We start from the raw sequence: 16,380 nt of genomic DNA, 5'->3' as shown, positions 1-16,380 counted from the left end.
GCCCCGTGTTCCCTCCGTACCGCGTGCTTCTGTGTGACCTCCTGCCGGATACCCTGCTGGACTCCCTACCGGTCACCGGGCTGAGCCTGGACCACTACATCGGAAAGCCCGGGTCCCTCTCGGGAACAATCCCCGTACCGAATGCGGATATGGCCGCGCGGGTGCGGGCAGCCGTCCACCCGGGGCGAACCGCGGTGTGGGTGGAGCGGGGCCGTGACCTGTGGTGGGGCGGGCCGCTGTGGACCGCGCGCACCGTATCCGACACCCGCGGCCGGCTCAGCGTACAGATTCAGGCGGGCACGTGGGAGTCGTACCTGTACCGCCGAGACCTGCACGATGGGCAAATCGCCAATCAGGTCGACCAATTCGATATCGTGCGCGGCTTGGTCGACTATATGCAGCGGCCCGCCGGAGGCGATATCGGCATCACCTACACCCCCGACATTTCGGGGGTGCGCCGGGACTGGTCTGCGAGCCGATATGACCTCCCGTCCATCGGCGAACTGATCGACGATCTCGCCGAACTCGATGACGGGTTCGAGTGGCATATCCGGTCGCATCGCGATTTCGACGGGCGCCGCACGAAGACGCTTCAGCTTGGGCATCCGATCATCCGATCGGGGAGCACTGATATCGTCCTCGACCACCCCGGGCCCATTCTGTCGTACTCGTGGCCCACCGACGCGACAAGCAAGGCGAATGTTTGGCAATCGCGGGGCGCATCAACAAACCGAAATCAGGCCGCGGAATCTGTGCCGCTCATGTCGGATTTGCTGGTGTCCGCGGACGATATGGAAAACGGGTGGCCACGCCTTGACGGCTCATCCGACTTCACCACCGTCGAAAATCTCTCGACGCTGAACTCCCGGGCCCGCGCGGACGCCCGCCGGGCCCGCACACCGGCCGTGATCCCCGAAATCACGGTGCTCCTCGGGGAGTACATCACCCCCGCCCTGCTGGGGTCGACGGTCCGAATCCGTATCCGCGACCTACTGAACCCGAGCCCCCTCGACGCCCGCTATCGCGTGGTGGGAATGAAGGTCTCCCCGCCGGAGCGCGGACAGCCCGAGACCGCGCAGCTGTATTTGGAGTCCCTGTAATGGCGAACATTCCGCGTGACATTCTGGACCGAATTCGGTCCCTGGAACGGCAGGTGCGCCAATTGTCGGGGCGCGCACATATCCGCCCCGCCCTGGATGAGGTTTTGGCGGGCGATGTGGTGGTAGGCGAGGGCGGCCAATTCATCGTCCGCACCCCGGGCGGCGCCCGGACCTTCGGAGTCGGCCAGACCAACCAGGGCGACTGGGGTGTGACCCTCGCGCGGGAGGACGGATCGTCTGCGCTGACCGTGGGCGATGACGCGGGCGGCAGCGAAGCGCAGATGATCCGCATGTGGTCCCGCGGGGGCGAAGTCATCGTGATGGACGACGCGTACGCGCCCGGTTTCCTGGGCCGGCCCTCGATGCCCATTCCGATGCAGCCGACCGCCACACAGACCACCACCAGCACCGCCACCACCACCGCGTGGATGGGGTCGAGCCGGCTGATGAATGCCGTCCTCTGGGCGGGTTTCGAAACGTGGTGCGCGCCGGGCGTCACTGCCGATGTCGAATTCTCGGACAGTGACGGGATTATCGAATCGTGGACTGCCACGAATTCCGACGGGTGGACGACCCGGGAAATCACCGTGCCCGTGCGAAGGAAGTTTATGGACCACGTCAACTACCGGCTTCGGCATTCGGTCCGGTCCGGCACGGGGACCATCATGACGAATTGCCTCGGGGTCTACACCCGAAACACCTTCACGTCAACTGAGGCGCCTACTACCTGATGCGATTACGAATGGAGTACTGCTGCGATGCTGCCCGAGGGAATTCCGACCGTCACGGTGACCGCCCGCTACCTGTCGCCGCACGGTGAGCCCCTGCGCGGGCAGGTCGTCTTCCGGGCCCCCGCGCTGCTGACCTTCGGCGGCGCGGACGTGATGCTGGCCGGCCCGGTGACGGTGCCCCTCGACCCCACGGGGCAGATCGCCGTGGTGCTGCCCGCAACGGACGCCCCCGGCATGGACCCGGTGGGGTGGACGTACACAGTGACGGAACAGCTGGTCGGAGTCCCTGCGAACCGGGCGTACGCCCTGCTGCTGCCCGCGGTGCACCCGCACGTCGACCTCGCAGACGTGGCGCCCACGAACCCCACCACCCCCAACTACGTCCGCGGGGCGTCCGCTTATGAGATCGCGGTCAGCGAGGGGTTCGTAGGTACGCCGGCGCAGTGGCTCGCGTCGCTGGTGGGCCCGCAAGGGCCGGCCGGCCCGATCGCGTCCGTCAACGGCCAGCAGGGGCCGGCCGTCGTCCTCGGCGCGGTCGACGTCGGCGCGGTGCCGGCCGCGGCTCTCGGGGAGCCGGCCGGCGTCGCGCAGCTCGACCCCGCCGGGGTGCTCGTGCCGGCGCAGCGGCCGGCGTACACCGCCGCAGATGTCGGGGCCGTGCCCGCCGCCGCCGTGGGCGCCCCGGGTGGGGTCGCCGATCTCGACCCCGCCGGCCGGCTCCCCGAGAGCCGCTTCCGCCGCTTCGAGTACCACGTGCGCGCCTTCGGCGCGGTCGGCGACGGAGTGACCGACGACGCCCCGGCTTTCCGGGCGGCCCTCGACGCCGCCGCCGCGGCCGGCGGGGGCCGGGTCCGGGTGTCCCGCGGCACCTACCTGATGGCGTCCGCCCTCGGCGCGTGGCCGGCCCCGGTGCTGTACGTGCGGGGCGGCACCGACGTGGAAGCGGACGGGGCCGCCGTGATCCGCCGCGCGCCCGGTCTGATGGCCCGCATGGTGCAGAATTTCAACGGCACCGAATCGAACGCGGGATACTCCGGGCATTCGGACATCCGGATCTCCGGCGGCACCTGGGACGGCGGCGCGCCCACGGTCACAGACTCGGGTAATGCGATGGCGTTTGCTCACGCGGAGCGCATCACCGTGGAGAACGTTCGGTTCTTGAATCAGCCGAACAATCACGCGATCGAATTCAACGCTGTCAGGATCGGCAATGCGATCAATTGCCGTTTCGAGGGGAGCGTTCCCAAGCCCACGTCCCCCGAGACCACGGAAGCCATTCAGATTGACGCCGCCGTGGATTCCGGGTCGCTTTCCGGTGCGCTCCCGTATGACGGGACGACGTGCACGGATATCACCGTGTCCCGCTGCTACGCAGGGGCGTCCCCGCAGTGCGGGCCCTGGGGACTCCTGGTCGGCTCGCACTCCAACACCGCCTCCGGCGCGTATGAGCGCATCACCGTCGAGAACAATACGATCGCCGATTCCCTGGTTTACGGAATTCGCGCGTACGACTGGTGGGACTCGATCATTTCCGGAAACGTGATCTCCACCCCTTCGCCACGCGCCGGCTATCGGTCGGGGATTATGATCACCGCCGGGAAGAACAAGTGCGAGGGCGTCACCGTCGCGAACAACATTCTGCGGACTGCCGGTGGAGTGGGGTACGGCAGCATTCAGGCAGAAACCCTCGCCGGGGCGTCCCTTTCCGCTGGACTTGTCTTCTCCGTCAACGTCATCTCCCAATACTCGGGGGACGGAATGCGAATCGATGCGGACGCCCCGCAAATTCACCAGGCTTTCATCCGCGCGGCCCGATCGGGCGCCGGATACGGACTGATCATCACCAACGGCGGATCTCACGCAAACGTGAATCTCACGCGCATCACTGGGGGCCGGCCCGTGTCCGTCCCCGCCGGAACCATCGTGTACGGCAATGACCCCGTCATCACCCCCTGAACCACCCTCGCCCCCGGGCCCCGGTGCGCACCGCGCCGGGGCCCCACCCACGTCTGGAGACACCCATGGCACGCATGCCCGGCGCCGAGTGGCGCCCCATCACCGTCAACTACCGCCGCGGGGGCCAGGAGGAGGTGCGCGGGGTCGTCGTCCACATCATGGCCGGCACCCTCACCGGCACCGACGCGTGGTTCCGCAACCCCTCCGCGGAGGCGTCGAGCCACTTCGGCACGTCCCGCGCGGGCGCGCTCCGCCAGTGGGTGGACACCGCTGACCGGGCATGGGCACAGGCGGACGGCAACCGGACGTGGCTGTCGGTCGAGAACGAGGGCCACGGGGGCGACGCGCTCACCGCCGCCCAGCTCGACGCGTGCGCGCGCGTCCTCGCGTGGGCGCACCAGAAGCACGGCGTGCCCCTGAAGGTCGCGTCCGGCCCCGCCGACCGCGGGTTGGGATGGCACGGCATGGGCGGGAAGGCATGGGGCAACCACCCCGATTGCCCGGGCCGGCGGATCGTCGCGCAGCTCGACGACATCGTGCAGCGCGCCGCGGCCATCGTCAGCCCGAAGCCGGCCCCGAAGCCGAAGCCGTCCGCGCCGCCGTTCCCCGGCCGCGGCTACTTCCGCCCCGGCATGGTCAACGCGCACGTGACCCGGCTCGGTGAGCGCCTGGTGCAGCGCGGGTACGGCCAGCACTACAGCCGCGGCCCCGGCCCCCGCTGGACCGACGCCGACCGCAACGCGGTGCGCGCCTTCCAGCGCGCGCAGGGCTGGACCGGCGCCGACGCGGACGGCTACCCCGGCCCGGAGACGTGGCGCCGCCTCTTCACCTGAACCACCCCCCCCCCCCCCCCCCCCCCCCCCCCCCCCCCCCGCCCAGCCGGCCCGCGCGCACCGCGCCGGGCCGGCCCCCACCCCCGGAAGGCACCCCCGTGACCCCCCAGACCAAGCGCACCGTTCGCACCGTCCTCCAGACCATCGTGGCCCTGGCCGTCGCCCTCCCCGGTATCGTCGCCGCGGCCGGCATCCCCGACACCCTGCCGTGGGTGGCCGGAGCCCTCGCCGCCGCCGCCGGCACCGCCCGGGTCATGCAGCTCCCCACCGTGGAGCGGCTACTCGACCGGATCGGTATCGGCATCGTCGACGACGACCAGGACCAGGGGGCCGCGTGACACCGCCCCCGCACGACGACGCCCCCGAGTCCGTCGTCGTCGCCGTCGCACTCGCTGAAATCCGCGGCGCCATCGGCGAAGGCTTCGCCCGCGTGGACGGGTCACTCGCCCTGGTCGTGCAGCGCCACGACCAGACCGACCGCGCCCTGACCGACGTGGAGGAGCGCGTCACCGCGCTGGAGCGGGCCCGGTGGCCGCTCCCGTCGATCGCCGCCCTGGTGGGCGCGGTCGGCCTGATCCTCACCGTGTGGCAGATGGCCACCCGCCCGTGAAGCACGGCGCCCCCCGCCCGGCCAAGTGCCGGTGCGGGGGGCGCTTTTCGTGTTCCCGGGCCCTACTCGGCGAGGGCACCGTCCTGAATACCGGCCACGAACGCGGACCAGCCGTCCGCCGACACCGGGACGACCGGACCCCAGACCCGCTTGCTGTCCCGGAACTCCGCGCGACCATCGTGCGCACGCACCTCCACGCACACCAGCTCACCCGTGGAGTAGCTCGATTTCCGCCACGTGTTGTCCATTGCCATACCTCCGTGCGATTTCAGCCATTCTGTGAATTGATGCCTCCGGGCTGAGCGCGGCCGACCAAATCGCCGCGAAAGCCCTTGCGTACCGCTCCACGTCCTCTATCTTGTCGACGTGCCACCCGCCCGTGAAGTTGTCTCCGTACACGGTCGGGGGCTGATCACCTACGCCGGTCGGGGACGCGGGAAACTTCATCGAGACGAAGGCGCCCGACACCAGCCCGACGTGCGCAGCAGCCAGCGGTACCACTCGAAGGGTAACCCCGGGAAGTCCCGATACGTAGACCAGGTGGGCCAGTTGAGCCGCCATCACCAGTGGGCCGCCCACTGGTCGCACCACGGCAGACTCAGACAGTGCGACCCGCAGCGTGGGGGGCGAAGCCTGGTGCAGGATCGCTTGCCGCTCCATCCTGAAGCGGACACGGCTTTCCGCCGCATCCTCCGCCATATCAGGGTAGTGAATTTGGACAATCCCCCGGGCATATGCAGCGGTCTGGAGCAGCCCGGGGACCACATCGCTTTCGTAGGTGTCAATCCGGTGGGCGGACGCTTCCAGACTGGCGTATAGGTCGACGCCCGGCGGCAGATCCTCGCGGTACGCCTGCCACGCCGGCACCGCCTGAGGCTCCCGCGCCATGCTCAGCAGGGCGTCCACATTCCGGGGCGGCACTCCGTAGAGCGCGCACAGCGCCGCCACCTCGACCTCACGCAGAGCCGCCTTCCCGGTCTCCGCCCGCCAGATCGTCACCTCCGCCCGCTGAATCTTCGCCGCCGCCGCGCGCACGGTGACACCCGCCCGCTCCCGCAGTAAGCGAAGCTGCCGCCCCACCTGGCGATGCTGCATACCTACTGATCTACCCATCCCCGCCAACCCCTTTCACTCTCCGGGAAAGACCTCTCCGCACCCTGGGAAAGACCGCGAACGCGTTCGACGCCCTTTCGGTGAGGGTGCCCGCTGAAAGCTTGCCCGCGGTTCATCACTCGTGCAGCGTATGTCCCCGCAACACCCTGACGACAGTGCGCAGTTGCGACAATCACCCACACGAGGAGACACATGCACACCGACGCTTCCGGGATCGAGCCGCCCCCGCTTGCAGAGATTCGTGCGGGCGCGCACGGCCCCGTCCCGCCGCCCGGCGGAGACTTCGCCGCCGACCTCGCAGTAGAGCGCCTGGCCCTGGCCGCCCGCACCGCCGGAGTCGACCTCCCCGCCCTGTCGGTGCTGGAGGACGGCAAGCGGGCCCCGCTGGTCTACCTGGGGTGGTGCAACGGGCGAACGGCGGAGATCATCGCGGAGGCGTTGACGGCCCGGGCCGCCGTCGAGCGCCGGACCACCCGGTGAACCGCCACCGCCGGGTGCGGTTCACCGTCGACGGACAGCTGTGGGGCGGCATCCTCGCGGTACTGGCGTGGGGGTCCCTGATGCTCGTGGCGCTGCTGGTCGCCGTGGAGTGGGTGTGACGGCCCCGGACCGGCCCGCGGTCGGGGACATCGCGTACGACCCCGAGACGGGCCGGGTCGGCCAGGTGCGGGCGCTGTACTACGGGATGGCCCTCCTCGTCCACCCAGGCCGCGACCCGTGGGAAGCGCTCGCGCCGACCCTCCGCCACGCCACCGGACTGGAGGCGGAGCGGTACGCCGTGCTGAAGCGGCGGCGGGCGGCGGAGCTGCGGGCGCACCTGCGCCGCGCGCCCGAGATCCCGTGAAAGCGAAGGGGCCCGACCTCGGTCGGGCCCCACCCCCGCTGACGCGGGGTCAATCGCCGCGCCCCAGAAGCAGGCGAGACGGAAAAGCGAACCACCCCCGCTCACGCGGGGACAACTATCTGTCCAGACCTCGTCAATTAGGCAGAGTCGGAGGACTTGCATGACGGGCCATTCCCGCTAACGCGGGACCACACTCGAACCCTCGCCGAGCGGCAACGCAGGGCTATGGACCACCCCCGCTAACGCGGGGCCCCCGGACCTGCCTTCATCAGGCCCGGGGAGATTCCCACTCGCGCGGAAACAAGCTCCGCACGAACGGAGGCCACCGGATCTGGCGAAAACAGGCCCGGGGGGACTCCCACTCGCGTGGGACCGAGAACGAACGTAGCGCCCCCGCCGTCCTCATGCAAGGCGGCACGGAAATTCCACCAACCCCCACACAAAATCCGCCAGATACGGTAAATTCAGGTCTGGTCAGCGGCGGCGCCCGTGGCCACCTCCCGCAACTCCCCCGCCGGAGCGGGGCCGCGGACAACACGCGCCGCCGCTTTTACATCGCAGCGAAGCCCCCGCACCGTGCTGGTACGGGGGCTTCGCCTTGCGCCTCTCGCGCGTTGGTTTTACATCACTCGTCTAGAAAAAGGACTCCCCGATGAGCGAGGGAAACCGCTCCCGGTCGGGCGGTGCCCCGCCCGCCGCCGACCAGGGCCTGCATGGTGGAGGAGTGGTGCGGGGCGCAGTAGGGCGGGTGCTCGACCAGCGGACGGTCCGCGGGCAGCGCACCGGCCACCGAGTGGATCGCGGTGACCTCCAGCGACTCGGCACGGGTGAGCGGGGGCAGCAGGGTGGGCAGCCGCTCGGCCAGCATCGTCTTGCCCGCGCCCGGCGGGCCCTGGAGGTAGACGTGGTGTCCCCCGGCCGCGGCGATCTCCATCGCGGTGCGCGCCGTGCGCTGACCGACCACATCGGCCAGGTCGGGCTGGTGCTCCCGGTGACCGGGCCGGGCCGTGAGTCCGCCGACGAAGCCCTCCCCGGGCAGCAGGAGCCCGGCGAGCGCCGGCTCCGGACGGCCCGGGTCGTCCGGCTCCTCCTCCGGCACCGGTGCGTCGGTGAGGACCGCGATGAGTTGGCGCAGGCTGCGCACCCCGAGGACCGCGACGCCGGGCACCAGGGACGCCTCGGCGGCGGAACACTCCGGGACGACCACCTGCCGGTACCCGGCGTCCGCCGCCGCCAGCACCGCCGGCAGAACGCCCCGCACCGGGCGCACCCGACCGTCGAGGCCCAGCTCGCCGACCATCACCAGGTCCGCCAGGACCCGCGGGTCGATGCACTCCGCCGCGCCCAGCACCGCGCTCGCCACCGCGAGGTCGAAGCCCGAGCCGGCCTTGGGCACCGAAGCCGGGCTGAGCCCGACCGTCAGCTTCCGCTGGGGCCAGGGAGCGCCCGAGTTGGAGACCGCCGCCCGCACCCGGTCCCGGCTCTCGACCAGGCTCTTGTCCGGGAGGCCCACCAGGGCGAAGGACGCGACGCCCGGTTCCAGATCGGCCTGGACCTCGACCACGACCCCTTCGACGCCCACCAGCGCCACCGAGCACGTCCGTGCGAAGCCCATCAGACCGCTCCCCGCACGTGCTCCACCCGGGGCGCGCCGCGGCGGGGCAGCAGCACCCCGAACACGTCGATGCGCACCCCGCCCGGCGGGACGCCCCCGTGCGTCTGGAGCCAGCGGTCGGCGAGCTCCCGCAAGCGCTCCGCCTTCTCAGGCGTCACCCCCGCCAACGGTTGCTGGAAGGAGTGCTCCCGTCGGGTCTTCACCTCGCAGACCACGAGGACGTCCCCGTCCCGGGCCACGATGTCGAGTTCCCCGACCCGGCCGCAGCGCCAGTTGCGCGCCAGGACCGTCCAGCCCTCCTCCGTCAGCCGCCGGGCGGCCACGTCCTCCCCGTACCTGCCGAGCGCACCCCGTGCGTTCATGTCGGCACCACCTCCGCGACCCACGGTGAGGCAGCGACGGCCATCTCGTGGATCTTGGTGGACAACCCGGTGCCTGTGGACAACCGCGTCACTCGATCGAGTGGGTTTCGCGGAGGGAGGGGCTTGGCCGGGCGTCGGCCGTTCCCGGGGCGGCTGCGGCGGGGGCGCCCGCCGGGTCAGCTGCCCGGCAGCTCCAGGTCGCTCTTGTTGAGCTCCTCGATGTTGACGTCCTTGAAGGTCAGGACCCGGACCTGCTTCACGAAGCGGGCCGGGCGGTACATGTCCCACACCCAGGCGTCCGCCATGGTCACCTCGAAGAACACCTCGCCCTGGACCGAGTGCACCTGCATCTCGTAGTCGTTGGTGAGGTAGAAGCGCCGCTCGGTCTCGATCACGTACGTGAACAGCCCGACGACGTCGCGGTACTCCCGGTAGAGCTTCAGCTCCATCTCGGTCTCGTACTTCTCGAGGTCCTCGGCGCTCATGGCATGTTCCCCTTCAGCCGTGCGTCCCCCCATTGTGCGCCAGCCCCGCGGGGCCCTAGACGATTTCGGTGTCCAGGACCTCGGGCTCGGCCGGGGGGCCTTCGTCGAGCAGCCTGCGCAGCAGCCCGGCGAGTTTGGTCGGGTACACCGTCTCATGCGTACCGGCCAGTTCCCGGCACGTCCACCAACGTGATCCCGAGACGCTGCGGCGTTCCAGTTCGGTGAGTCCCGTCCCCCCGGTCGCCTGCTGGGCGGTGCGGGCGAGGTAGTACCACTCGTCCTGGTCCCAGCGGCGGCCGGCGAAGGGGAACGAGCAGGTCCGGCGCCACAGCAGGGGTCCCAGGGCCACCTCCGTGATGCCCGTCTCCTCGGCCAGTTCCCGCAGCGCGGCCCGCTCCAGGCTCTCCTCGCCCTCCACGCCCCCGCCGGGGGTGAACCACCAGCGCTCGGCCGGATCGTCGGGCTCATGGCCGTGCAGCAGCAGCACCCGGTCCTGCGGGTCGAGCAGCACCACCCGGGCCACCCGCCGGGGCTCCGCCCCGGGCTCCGCGGGCTCGTCGGTGGTCCGCGCGTCCCTCGGTGCTCCGCCCATCCGCGTTCCCGTCCTCCCTGCCGGTGGGGCCACCGTATAGCTCCGTCGCCCGGCCGCCGGAGTCACCCCGTACGACGGGCCGCGAGCCGGCGGGCGAGCGGGCCGTGGGCGGCGCCCCCGAACACCAGGACCGCGCCCACCAACGCGGACGCCGTCAGGGAGCGCAGCGGTCCGGGTGCGGAGACCCCGCCGGGCAGCGCGGCGAAGGCGGCCGGGCGGGCCAGCGTCGCGGGCGGCCAGACGACCGCGTCGACCCGCGCCACCACGGCGTCGTCCGGCACCGTGCCGCCGTCCCCGTCCCGCAGCCGGGCGGCCGAGTCCAGGGAGCCGCCCCGGGCGTCCCCCAGCAGGAACAACCGGCCCGCGGGCACGACGGTGGACGGGAGGGAAGTGACCGCGGCCGGACGGCCGGCGGGAAGGTAGGGCTCGTCCAGGGCGGTTCCGTTGACGGTGAGCCGGCCGTCCGCACAGCAGCCGACCGTGTCGCCGCCGACCGCGACGACCCGTTTGACCAGCGGCAGGTCGCTCCAGTCGGGGTGGGAGAAGACGACGATGTCCCCGCGGCGGACCCGGTCCCCGTCGATGCGCTGGGCGAGCAGGCGGTCCCCGGCCTCGACGGTCGGCGCCATGGAGGGGGTGGGCACGGTGTAGGGCCGGTAGGCCACGGCGCCCCAGACTGCCGCGCCGAGGAACAGCACGCTGCCGAGGGCTACTGCCGCGCCGGAGACCAGGGCGCCGGGGGCCCTGGGCGGGCGCGGGACGTCCCGGGCCGTCCGACCGCTGTCGCCCGTCGTCCGCTCCCCACCGTGCACGGTCGCCCCCGATCGCCGTTCGCGCCGCTCCCGTGTCCTGGCGCACCGATGCGGCAGGCCCCCCGGGTCGGCCCGACTGGACGGCACCCTAGCCGCCCGTGGGCCCGCGTGCCTCGGGCCCCGGCCACGGCGACTGCCGTGACCGGGGCCCGAGATCGAGCGGAACTCAGACAGCGGACCGTCGGGCCGCTGCCTGAGGTCCGACGGCGGACCGTCGGGCAGCCGCCCTGCGGCGCCAGAGGACGATCGGCAGCGCAGCGGCGAGACCCAGCGCGCCGGGGGCCGCGCCGAGGGCGGCGCTCAGATGGGGCTGGTCGAAGGTCTCGGGGACCGGGAGCGTGGACCAGCGGCTGGGGGGCCAGGCGATCACCACGGCGCGACCGACGACCTCCTTGACCGGGACGAAGCCCTGGTTCTCGTCCTGCTGGTGGTAGCGGGAGTCGAGGGAGTCCTGGCGGTGGTCGCCCATGACCCACACCTTGCCCTCGGGCACCTTCTTCTTGAACTGGCCGCCGCCCTCGTCCACGCTGCACGGGGTGTTGCCGGGGAAGACGTAGGGCTCGTCCAGGGGCTTGCCGTTGAGCAGGAGGGGGCCGGTGCCCTTGCACTCGACGGTGTCGCCGGCGACGCCGATGACCCGCTTGATCAGGTCCTTCTCCTCGACGGAGGGCATCAGGCCGATCCTGCCCAGCCAGGTCTGGAGGAAGTTGGCCTGCGGGATGGGCTCGCCGTCCAGCCAGCCGGCGGGGTCGTGGAAGACGATGACCTCGCCGCGCTCCGGTTCGGAACCGAACCACGGCGTCAGCTTGTCCACCAGGACCCGGTCGCCCTCCTGGAGGGTGTTCTGCATGGACGCCGAGGGGATGGAGAACGCCTGCACCAGGAAGGTCTTGATCACCAGTGCCAGCACCAGGGCGATGCCGATGAGCAGGGGCAGTTCCTTCCAGAAGGAACGCTGCTTCTTCGGACCACCGCGGCGCCCTCCGGTCCCCTCCGTCAGTTCCTCGCCCTCGGGCCCGCCGTCCTGCTGCGCCGTGGGTTCAGCTCCCGGGGCGCCCGCCGGCGGGAGTCCGCCCGAGCGCTCGGGGCGCTCCTCGGGGCCCCCGTGACCGGAACGTGCGCCGACCGCCACATCCCCCACATCCACTCCTCAGTCCGTACCGGTGCCCGCCCCATCCGTGGTGCAGGCCCATCACTCCCATAACGAGCGGGAGTTCCGCAGGGGTCGGGAGGGGGATCATTCCGTTGTGATCCGCGGTGGACACCCTATGCGACGCGGGCTGTACGGGCACCGTGCCGCCGCCGGCCCGGTCGCCGCCGGAGGCCGCGGGCGGATCGGGCACCGAGGCGAAGGCGCCCGGTTCGGCCAGGCGTCGCCAGTTGCCGACCGGCCAGGCGATGACCAGGGCACGACCCACCACGCTCTCCTGCGGGATCGTGCCGTCGCCGGGGCCGGCACGGTGGTAGCGGGAGTCCGCGGAGTTGGCGCGGTGGTCGCCCATGACCCACAGGCGTCCCGGCGGAACCTTCACTTCGAACGTCATTTCGGAGGGTTTGTTCCCCGGCTTCACATAGGGCTCGTCGAGCGGTGCGCCGTTGACGGTGATCCGACCGTCCGCGTCGCAGCACACCACCGTGTCCCCTCCGATGGCGACCACCCGCTTGATCAGGTCCTGTTGGTCGCTGGAGGGCAGCAGTCCGATCCAGCCGAGGGCCCGCTTGACCTGTTTGACGACGACCGGGTCGTCGTCCGGGGGCGGCGCCTCGTCGGCCAACCAGCCCCCGGGGTCCTCGAACACGACGACGTCCCCGCGTTCGGGGGTGCCGCCGAACCAGGGCGTCAGTTTGTCGACCAGCACCCGGTCCCCGATCCGGATGGTCTGCTCCATGGAACCGGACGGGATGACGAACGCCTGGACCAGGAAGGTCTTCAGGACCAGGGCGATCAACGCCGCCGCCCCCAGCAGCAGCGGTATCTCCCGGAGGGCGGAGCGACGGCGACGGCGCTGCACCTTGCGGGCGAGCCGGCGCCGCTCGGCGCGGCCGGGGCCGGGCGCCCCCGGCCCGGTGGGTATCGGGGGGTCGCCGTCCGGGCCGCGGCGGGGGCGGCCCCGTCTACCCATGGCCGTCGCCGGCCGGGGCGGGCACCCGGGCGAAACCGTCCGGGCGGTCGATTCCGGTGAGCCGGTCGAACGGCCAGGTGATCCACTCGGCCCGCCCGATCACCGCGTCCTGCGGGACCATGCCGCCGCCGGGGCGCCCGAGGTGGTCGCGGGAGTCGCTGGAGGCCGAGCGGTGGTCACCGAGCAGGAAGAGCCGCTCGGGCGGCACGACCACGTCGAAGGGGACCCGGGAGGGGCGGTCGCCGGGACGGAGGTAGGGCTCGTCCACGGCCCGGCCGTTGACCTCGATCCGACCCGTCCGGTCGCAGCAGACGACGCGGTCGCCCCCGGTGCCGATGACCCGCTTGATGTAGTCGGCGTCGCCGAAGTACCCGGTGCCGTCGAAGACGACCACGTCCCCGCGCTGCGGCTCCGAGCCCAGGTAGGCCAACTTGTTGACGAGGACGCGGTCCCCGGAGCGCAATCCGGGCTCCATGGAGGAGCTGGGGATCGCGAAGGGCTTCAGGACGAAGGTGGTGACCAGCAGCAGGAGGGCCAACAGGATCAGCACGGCGAGGGTGAGCCGGCCGCCGGGCAGCCACTCGGCGAGCGGTGGGCGGCGGTCGCCGGGTCCTGTCCCTTCGGCCTCTGGGGCGGGAGCACCCGGGGGGTCGACGGGTTCGGGGGAAACGGAACGCGACCGCTCCCCCGGGTCCTCCGGCTCCGGAACGGGTCCGGTGGCCGGTCGGTGGGGGGAACGGTCGCGTTCCGATCGCTGGGCTGCGGTGTCCATCGGTGCCCGATGGTATCCGGCACCGATGAGAACCCGCGGGCGCATGCGGCCGTGACACCCGTCACCCGGTCCCTGCCGGACGCCTGCGGCGCCGGCCGGGAAGCCGTGCGAGCGGGAGCCGAGCGGCTCAGTTGTCGCGCTTCTCCTTGATCTTCGCAGCCTTGCCGCGCAGGTCACGGAGGTAGTACAGCTTGGCACGGCGCACGTCACCGCGGGTGACGAGCTCGATCTTCTCGACGATCGGGGTGTGCACCGGGAAGGTGCGCTCGACGCCGACCGAGAAGGAGACCTTGCGGACCGTGAAGGTCTCGCGGACACCGGAGCCCTGACGGCGGATGACGACGCCCTTGAACTGCTGCACACGGGAGCGGTTGCCCTCGATGACGCGCACGTGGACGTTGACGGTGTCACCCGGGCGGAAGGCCGGGATGTCGCTGCGCAGCGACGCGCTGTCGACGGTGTCGAGCAGGTGGGACATGATCGTCTGCTTCCTCGCCCATGCCACAGGTCATCGGCGGAACTCTCGGGAGGTGATGGTGGTGTCGTACCCGCGGGGGCGGGCGTCGTGTCCCCCTGTGGCAGGGGCGCACGCCGAGCGGCGGACGACAGCGGCCTATTCTTCCACGTCCGGCGCGGTCCGCCCAAATCGACCGTCGGGGCCCGGGGCCCAGCCGAGGATCGAGAGGGTTTCGCGGTCCTTCTTGTCGAAGGCGGCGGGGTCCGCACGCTCGATCAGGTCCGGCCGGTTGCGGGTGGTGCGGTCCAGTGCCTGGTCACGGCGCCAGCGGGCGATCCTGCCGTGGTGGCCGCTGAGCAGCACCTCGGGGATGTCGCGCCCGCGCCAGTTCGGGGGCTTGGTGTAGACGGGCCCTTCGAGCAGGTCGGCCATGGCACCGGGGGCGAAGGAGTCGTCGCGGTGGGACTCGGCGTTGCCGAGCACGCCGGGCAGCAGTCGGGCGACGGCCTCGGTGACGACCAGGACGGCCGCCTCCCCTCCGGCGAGGACGTAGTCGCCGATGGACACCTCGTACACGGGCATCCGGGTGGCGTACTCCTCGGTGACCCGTCGGTCGATGCCCTCGTAGCGGGCGGGGGCGAAGAGCAGCCAGGGCCGGGCGGAGAGTTCGACGGCGAGTTCCTGGGTGAAGGGCCGTCCGCTGGGGGTGGGCACGACGAGGGCGGGACGGTGGGCCCCGGACTCGTAGCCGTCCGCGATGACCTGGTCCAGGGCCTCGCCCCAGGGCTCGGTCTTCATGACCATGCCGGGACCGCCGCCGTAGGGGGTGTCGTCGACGGTGTGGTGTCGGTCGCGGGTCCACTGCCGCAGGTCGTGGACGTGCACACCCAGCCGGCCGTGGGCGCGCGCCTTGCCCACCAGGGAGACGTTCAGCGGGTCGAGGTACTCGGGGAAGATCGTGACGACGTCGAGCCGCATCAGGCGCCGCCGTCCGGTCCGCCGGGGGCTTCCCCCGACCGGGCCTCACGACTGGAGGCGACCTCCGCCCGTTCGTCGACGAGACCCGGGGGCGGATCGACGACGGCGCGCTGGGCGTCGAGGTCGATCTCCACGACGATCTCCTCGACGAAGGGGATCAACACCTCGTCGCCGTCGGGTCGCTCCACGATGAACAGGTCCTGCGAGGGCAGGTGCGAGATCTCGGTGATCCGACCGATGGGGGTGCCGTCGGTGGTGACGACGTCGAGGTCCATCAGCTGGTGGTCGTAGTACTCGTCCGGCTCGTCGGGGCGCTCTTCGGGGTCGACCTCGGCGATGAGCAGGGTGTTGCGCAGCGCCTCCGCGGCGCTGCGGTCGCGCACGCCGGCGAAGCGCAGCAGCAGTCGGCCGCTGTGCACCCGGCCGGTCTCGATGGTGAGGGGGCCCGTGGCGGCCGGGTCGGTGGCGAGGACGGCACCGGGAGCGAGCCGCAGTTCCGGTTCGTCGGTGCGCACCTCCACGGTGACCTCGCCCTTGATGCCGTGGGCGCGGCCGATCCGCGCGACTACGAGCTGCACGTGTCTGGTCTCCTGACGGGGGAACGAGCGGGAACAGCGGGACGGAAGCGGTGGCGTGCGGGAACGCACTGGGGCCGGGGGTTGTCCACCCCCGGCCCCAACACTTCAGCCGTCACTGGGAGAGCCGTCCGGGCGCATCCGCGCCCCGGCGGTGCGGGGGCGGATGCGCTCCTCGGACGGATCAGACCTGGTCGACGTCGACGAGGTCGACGCGGATGCCACGGCCGCCGATGGCGCCCACGACGGTCCGCAGGGCGCGCGCGGTGCGGCCGTTGCGGCCGATCACCTTGCCGAGGTCGTCGGGGTGCACCCGCACCTCGAGGACGCGTCCGCGGCGCAGGTTGCGCGAGGCGACCTGCACGTCGTCCGGATTGTCGACGATGCCCTTCACGAGGTGCTCAAGAGCCTCCTCAAGCATC

21 protein-coding genes and 3 pseudogenes are annotated in these 16,380 nt (G+C 71.6%); 10 read left to right on the top strand and 14 right to left on the bottom strand.

The features are described 5' to 3' along the window. The first annotated feature begins 5 nt into the window (after positions 1-5). The 7 genes and pseudogenes from ACSMX9_RS22545 to ACSMX9_RS22515 all read left to right on the top strand — a co-directional run bounded on the left by ACSMX9_RS22545 (position 6) and on the right by ACSMX9_RS22515 (position 5,230). Positions 6-1,100 (top strand): hypothetical protein, encoded by a 1,095-nt coding sequence (locus ACSMX9_RS22545; RefSeq protein WP_445396425.1) that lies wholly within the window; start codon positions 6-8, stop codon positions 1,098-1,100. Continuing rightward, on the top strand, positions 1,100-1,831 hold the full coding sequence (locus tag ACSMX9_RS22540; RefSeq protein ID WP_445396423.1) for a hypothetical protein: 732 nt from the start codon (positions 1,100-1,102) through the stop codon (positions 1,829-1,831). The genes ACSMX9_RS22545 and ACSMX9_RS22540 overlap by 1 nt, the downstream gene beginning before the upstream one ends. A 27-nt stretch (positions 1,832-1,858) precedes the next feature. After that, a complete protein-coding gene (locus ACSMX9_RS22535) occupies positions 1,859-3,787 on the top strand; it encodes a right-handed parallel beta-helix repeat-containing protein (RefSeq protein ID WP_445396422.1) in 1,929 nt (642 codons plus the stop codon). A gap of 65 nt (positions 3,788-3,852) precedes the next feature. Next, a pseudogene (locus ACSMX9_RS22530) lies at positions 3,853-4,281 on the top strand (N-acetylmuramoyl-L-alanine amidase); the annotation flags it as partial. Positions 4,282-4,377: 96 nt separating this feature from the next. Then, a pseudogene (locus ACSMX9_RS22525) lies at positions 4,378-4,620 on the top strand (peptidoglycan-binding protein); the annotation flags it as partial. 98 nt (positions 4,621-4,718) lie between these two features. Continuing rightward, entirely contained in the window at positions 4,719-4,958 is a 240-nt protein-coding gene (locus tag ACSMX9_RS22520; RefSeq protein WP_445396420.1) for a hypothetical protein, read from the top strand. Then, entirely contained in the window at positions 4,955-5,230 is a 276-nt protein-coding gene (locus tag ACSMX9_RS22515) for a hypothetical protein (protein WP_445396418.1), read from the top strand. Before ACSMX9_RS22520 ends, ACSMX9_RS22515 begins: the two co-directional genes overlap by 4 nt. 62 nt (positions 5,231-5,292) lie before the next feature. Here the strand turns inward: ACSMX9_RS22515 and ACSMX9_RS22510 are convergent, their stop codons facing one another. Next, positions 5,293-5,421: a DUF397 domain-containing protein gene (locus ACSMX9_RS22510; RefSeq protein WP_445396416.1), complete on the bottom strand. Its 129-nt coding sequence runs from the start codon at positions 5,419-5,421 to the stop codon at positions 5,293-5,295. A gap of 16 nt (positions 5,422-5,437) precedes the next feature. Next, positions 5,438-6,310 (bottom strand): helix-turn-helix domain-containing protein, encoded by an 873-nt coding sequence (locus ACSMX9_RS22505; RefSeq protein ID WP_445396414.1) that lies wholly within the window; start codon positions 6,308-6,310, stop codon positions 5,438-5,440. Between the two features lie 225 nt (positions 6,311-6,535). On the opposite strand from ACSMX9_RS22505, the gene ACSMX9_RS22500 reads away from it, so the two are divergent. The 3 genes from ACSMX9_RS22500 to ACSMX9_RS22490 are packed head-to-tail and all read left to right on the top strand — an operon-like array spanning position 6,536 to position 7,187. Beyond that, positions 6,536-6,823 (top strand): hypothetical protein, encoded by a 288-nt coding sequence (locus tag ACSMX9_RS22500; RefSeq protein ID WP_445396412.1) that lies wholly within the window; start codon positions 6,536-6,538, stop codon positions 6,821-6,823. Beyond that, positions 6,820-6,942, top strand: coding sequence for a hypothetical protein (locus tag ACSMX9_RS22495; RefSeq protein ID WP_445396410.1), 123 nt, complete (start codon positions 6,820-6,822; stop codon positions 6,940-6,942). Before ACSMX9_RS22500 ends, ACSMX9_RS22495 begins: the two co-directional genes overlap by 4 nt. After that, complete coding sequence (locus ACSMX9_RS22490; protein ID WP_445396408.1) at positions 6,939-7,187, top strand: hypothetical protein; 249 nt, start codon at positions 6,939-6,941, stop codon at positions 7,185-7,187. The genes ACSMX9_RS22495 and ACSMX9_RS22490 overlap by 4 nt, the downstream gene beginning before the upstream one ends. A 628-nt stretch (positions 7,188-7,815) precedes the next feature. On the opposite strand, the pseudogene ACSMX9_RS22485 reads toward ACSMX9_RS22490, so the two are convergent. From ACSMX9_RS22485 to ACSMX9_RS22430, 12 genes and pseudogenes are all read right to left on the bottom strand, one after another. After that, positions 7,816-8,802, bottom strand: a pseudogene (locus ACSMX9_RS22485) (YifB family Mg chelatase-like AAA ATPase); the annotation flags it as partial. Beyond that, the gene (locus ACSMX9_RS22480) at positions 8,802-9,164 is read right to left on the bottom strand and encodes a YraN family protein (protein ID WP_351248852.1); all 363 of its coding nucleotides are present in this window, start codon (positions 9,162-9,164) and stop codon (positions 8,802-8,804) included. The pseudogene ACSMX9_RS22485 and the gene ACSMX9_RS22480, both read right to left, overlap by 1 nt. A 176-nt stretch (positions 9,165-9,340) precedes the next feature. Further along, positions 9,341-9,649, bottom strand: coding sequence for a DUF2469 domain-containing protein (locus ACSMX9_RS22475; protein WP_073793326.1), 309 nt, complete (start codon positions 9,647-9,649; stop codon positions 9,341-9,343). A 55-nt stretch (positions 9,650-9,704) separates the two neighbouring features. Further along, positions 9,705-10,241: an NUDIX hydrolase gene (locus ACSMX9_RS22470; RefSeq protein WP_445396406.1), complete on the bottom strand. Its 537-nt coding sequence runs from the start codon at positions 10,239-10,241 to the stop codon at positions 9,705-9,707. Between the two features lie 62 nt (positions 10,242-10,303). Next, a complete protein-coding gene (gene lepB / locus ACSMX9_RS22465; RefSeq protein ID WP_445396404.1) occupies positions 10,304-11,053 on the bottom strand; it encodes a signal peptidase I in 750 nt (249 codons plus the stop codon). A 166-nt stretch (positions 11,054-11,219) separates the two neighbouring features. Then, the gene (gene lepB / locus ACSMX9_RS22460; RefSeq protein WP_445396402.1) at positions 11,220-12,194 is read right to left on the bottom strand and encodes a signal peptidase I; all 975 of its coding nucleotides are present in this window, start codon (positions 12,192-12,194) and stop codon (positions 11,220-11,222) included. After that, a complete protein-coding gene (lepB, locus tag ACSMX9_RS22455) occupies positions 12,094-13,176 on the bottom strand; it encodes a signal peptidase I (RefSeq protein ID WP_445396400.1) in 1,083 nt (360 codons plus the stop codon). Before lepB (ACSMX9_RS22455) ends, lepB (ACSMX9_RS22460) begins: the two co-directional genes overlap by 101 nt. Continuing rightward, positions 13,169-13,948 carry a signal peptidase I gene (gene lepB, locus ACSMX9_RS22450; protein WP_445396398.1) on the bottom strand — a complete coding sequence of 260 codons (780 nt, stop codon included), beginning with the start codon at positions 13,946-13,948 and terminating at the stop codon, positions 13,169-13,171. The genes lepB (ACSMX9_RS22455) and lepB (ACSMX9_RS22450) overlap by 8 nt, the downstream gene beginning before the upstream one ends. A gap of 127 nt (positions 13,949-14,075) precedes the next feature. Continuing rightward, the gene (gene rplS, locus ACSMX9_RS22445) at positions 14,076-14,426 is read right to left on the bottom strand and encodes a 50S ribosomal protein L19 (RefSeq protein ID WP_351248863.1); all 351 of its coding nucleotides are present in this window, start codon (positions 14,424-14,426) and stop codon (positions 14,076-14,078) included. A gap of 135 nt (positions 14,427-14,561) precedes the next feature. Continuing rightward, positions 14,562-15,383, bottom strand: a complete 822-nt coding sequence (gene trmD, locus ACSMX9_RS22440) for a tRNA (guanosine(37)-N1)-methyltransferase TrmD (RefSeq protein WP_445396396.1) — start codon at positions 15,381-15,383, stop codon at positions 14,562-14,564. After that, positions 15,383-15,961, bottom strand: a complete 579-nt coding sequence (rimM, locus tag ACSMX9_RS22435; protein WP_445396394.1) for a ribosome maturation factor RimM — start codon at positions 15,959-15,961, stop codon at positions 15,383-15,385. The genes trmD and rimM overlap by 1 nt, the downstream gene beginning before the upstream one ends. A 181-nt stretch (positions 15,962-16,142) precedes the next feature. Continuing rightward, positions 16,143-16,379, bottom strand: coding sequence for an RNA-binding protein (locus tag ACSMX9_RS22430; RefSeq protein ID WP_040247777.1), 237 nt, complete (start codon positions 16,377-16,379; stop codon positions 16,143-16,145). Position 16,380: the final 1 nt, after the last annotated feature.

This window comes from Streptomyces sp. LE64 (assembly GCF_052606915.1).
This window is presented reverse-complemented; position numbering and strand designations above follow the sequence as displayed.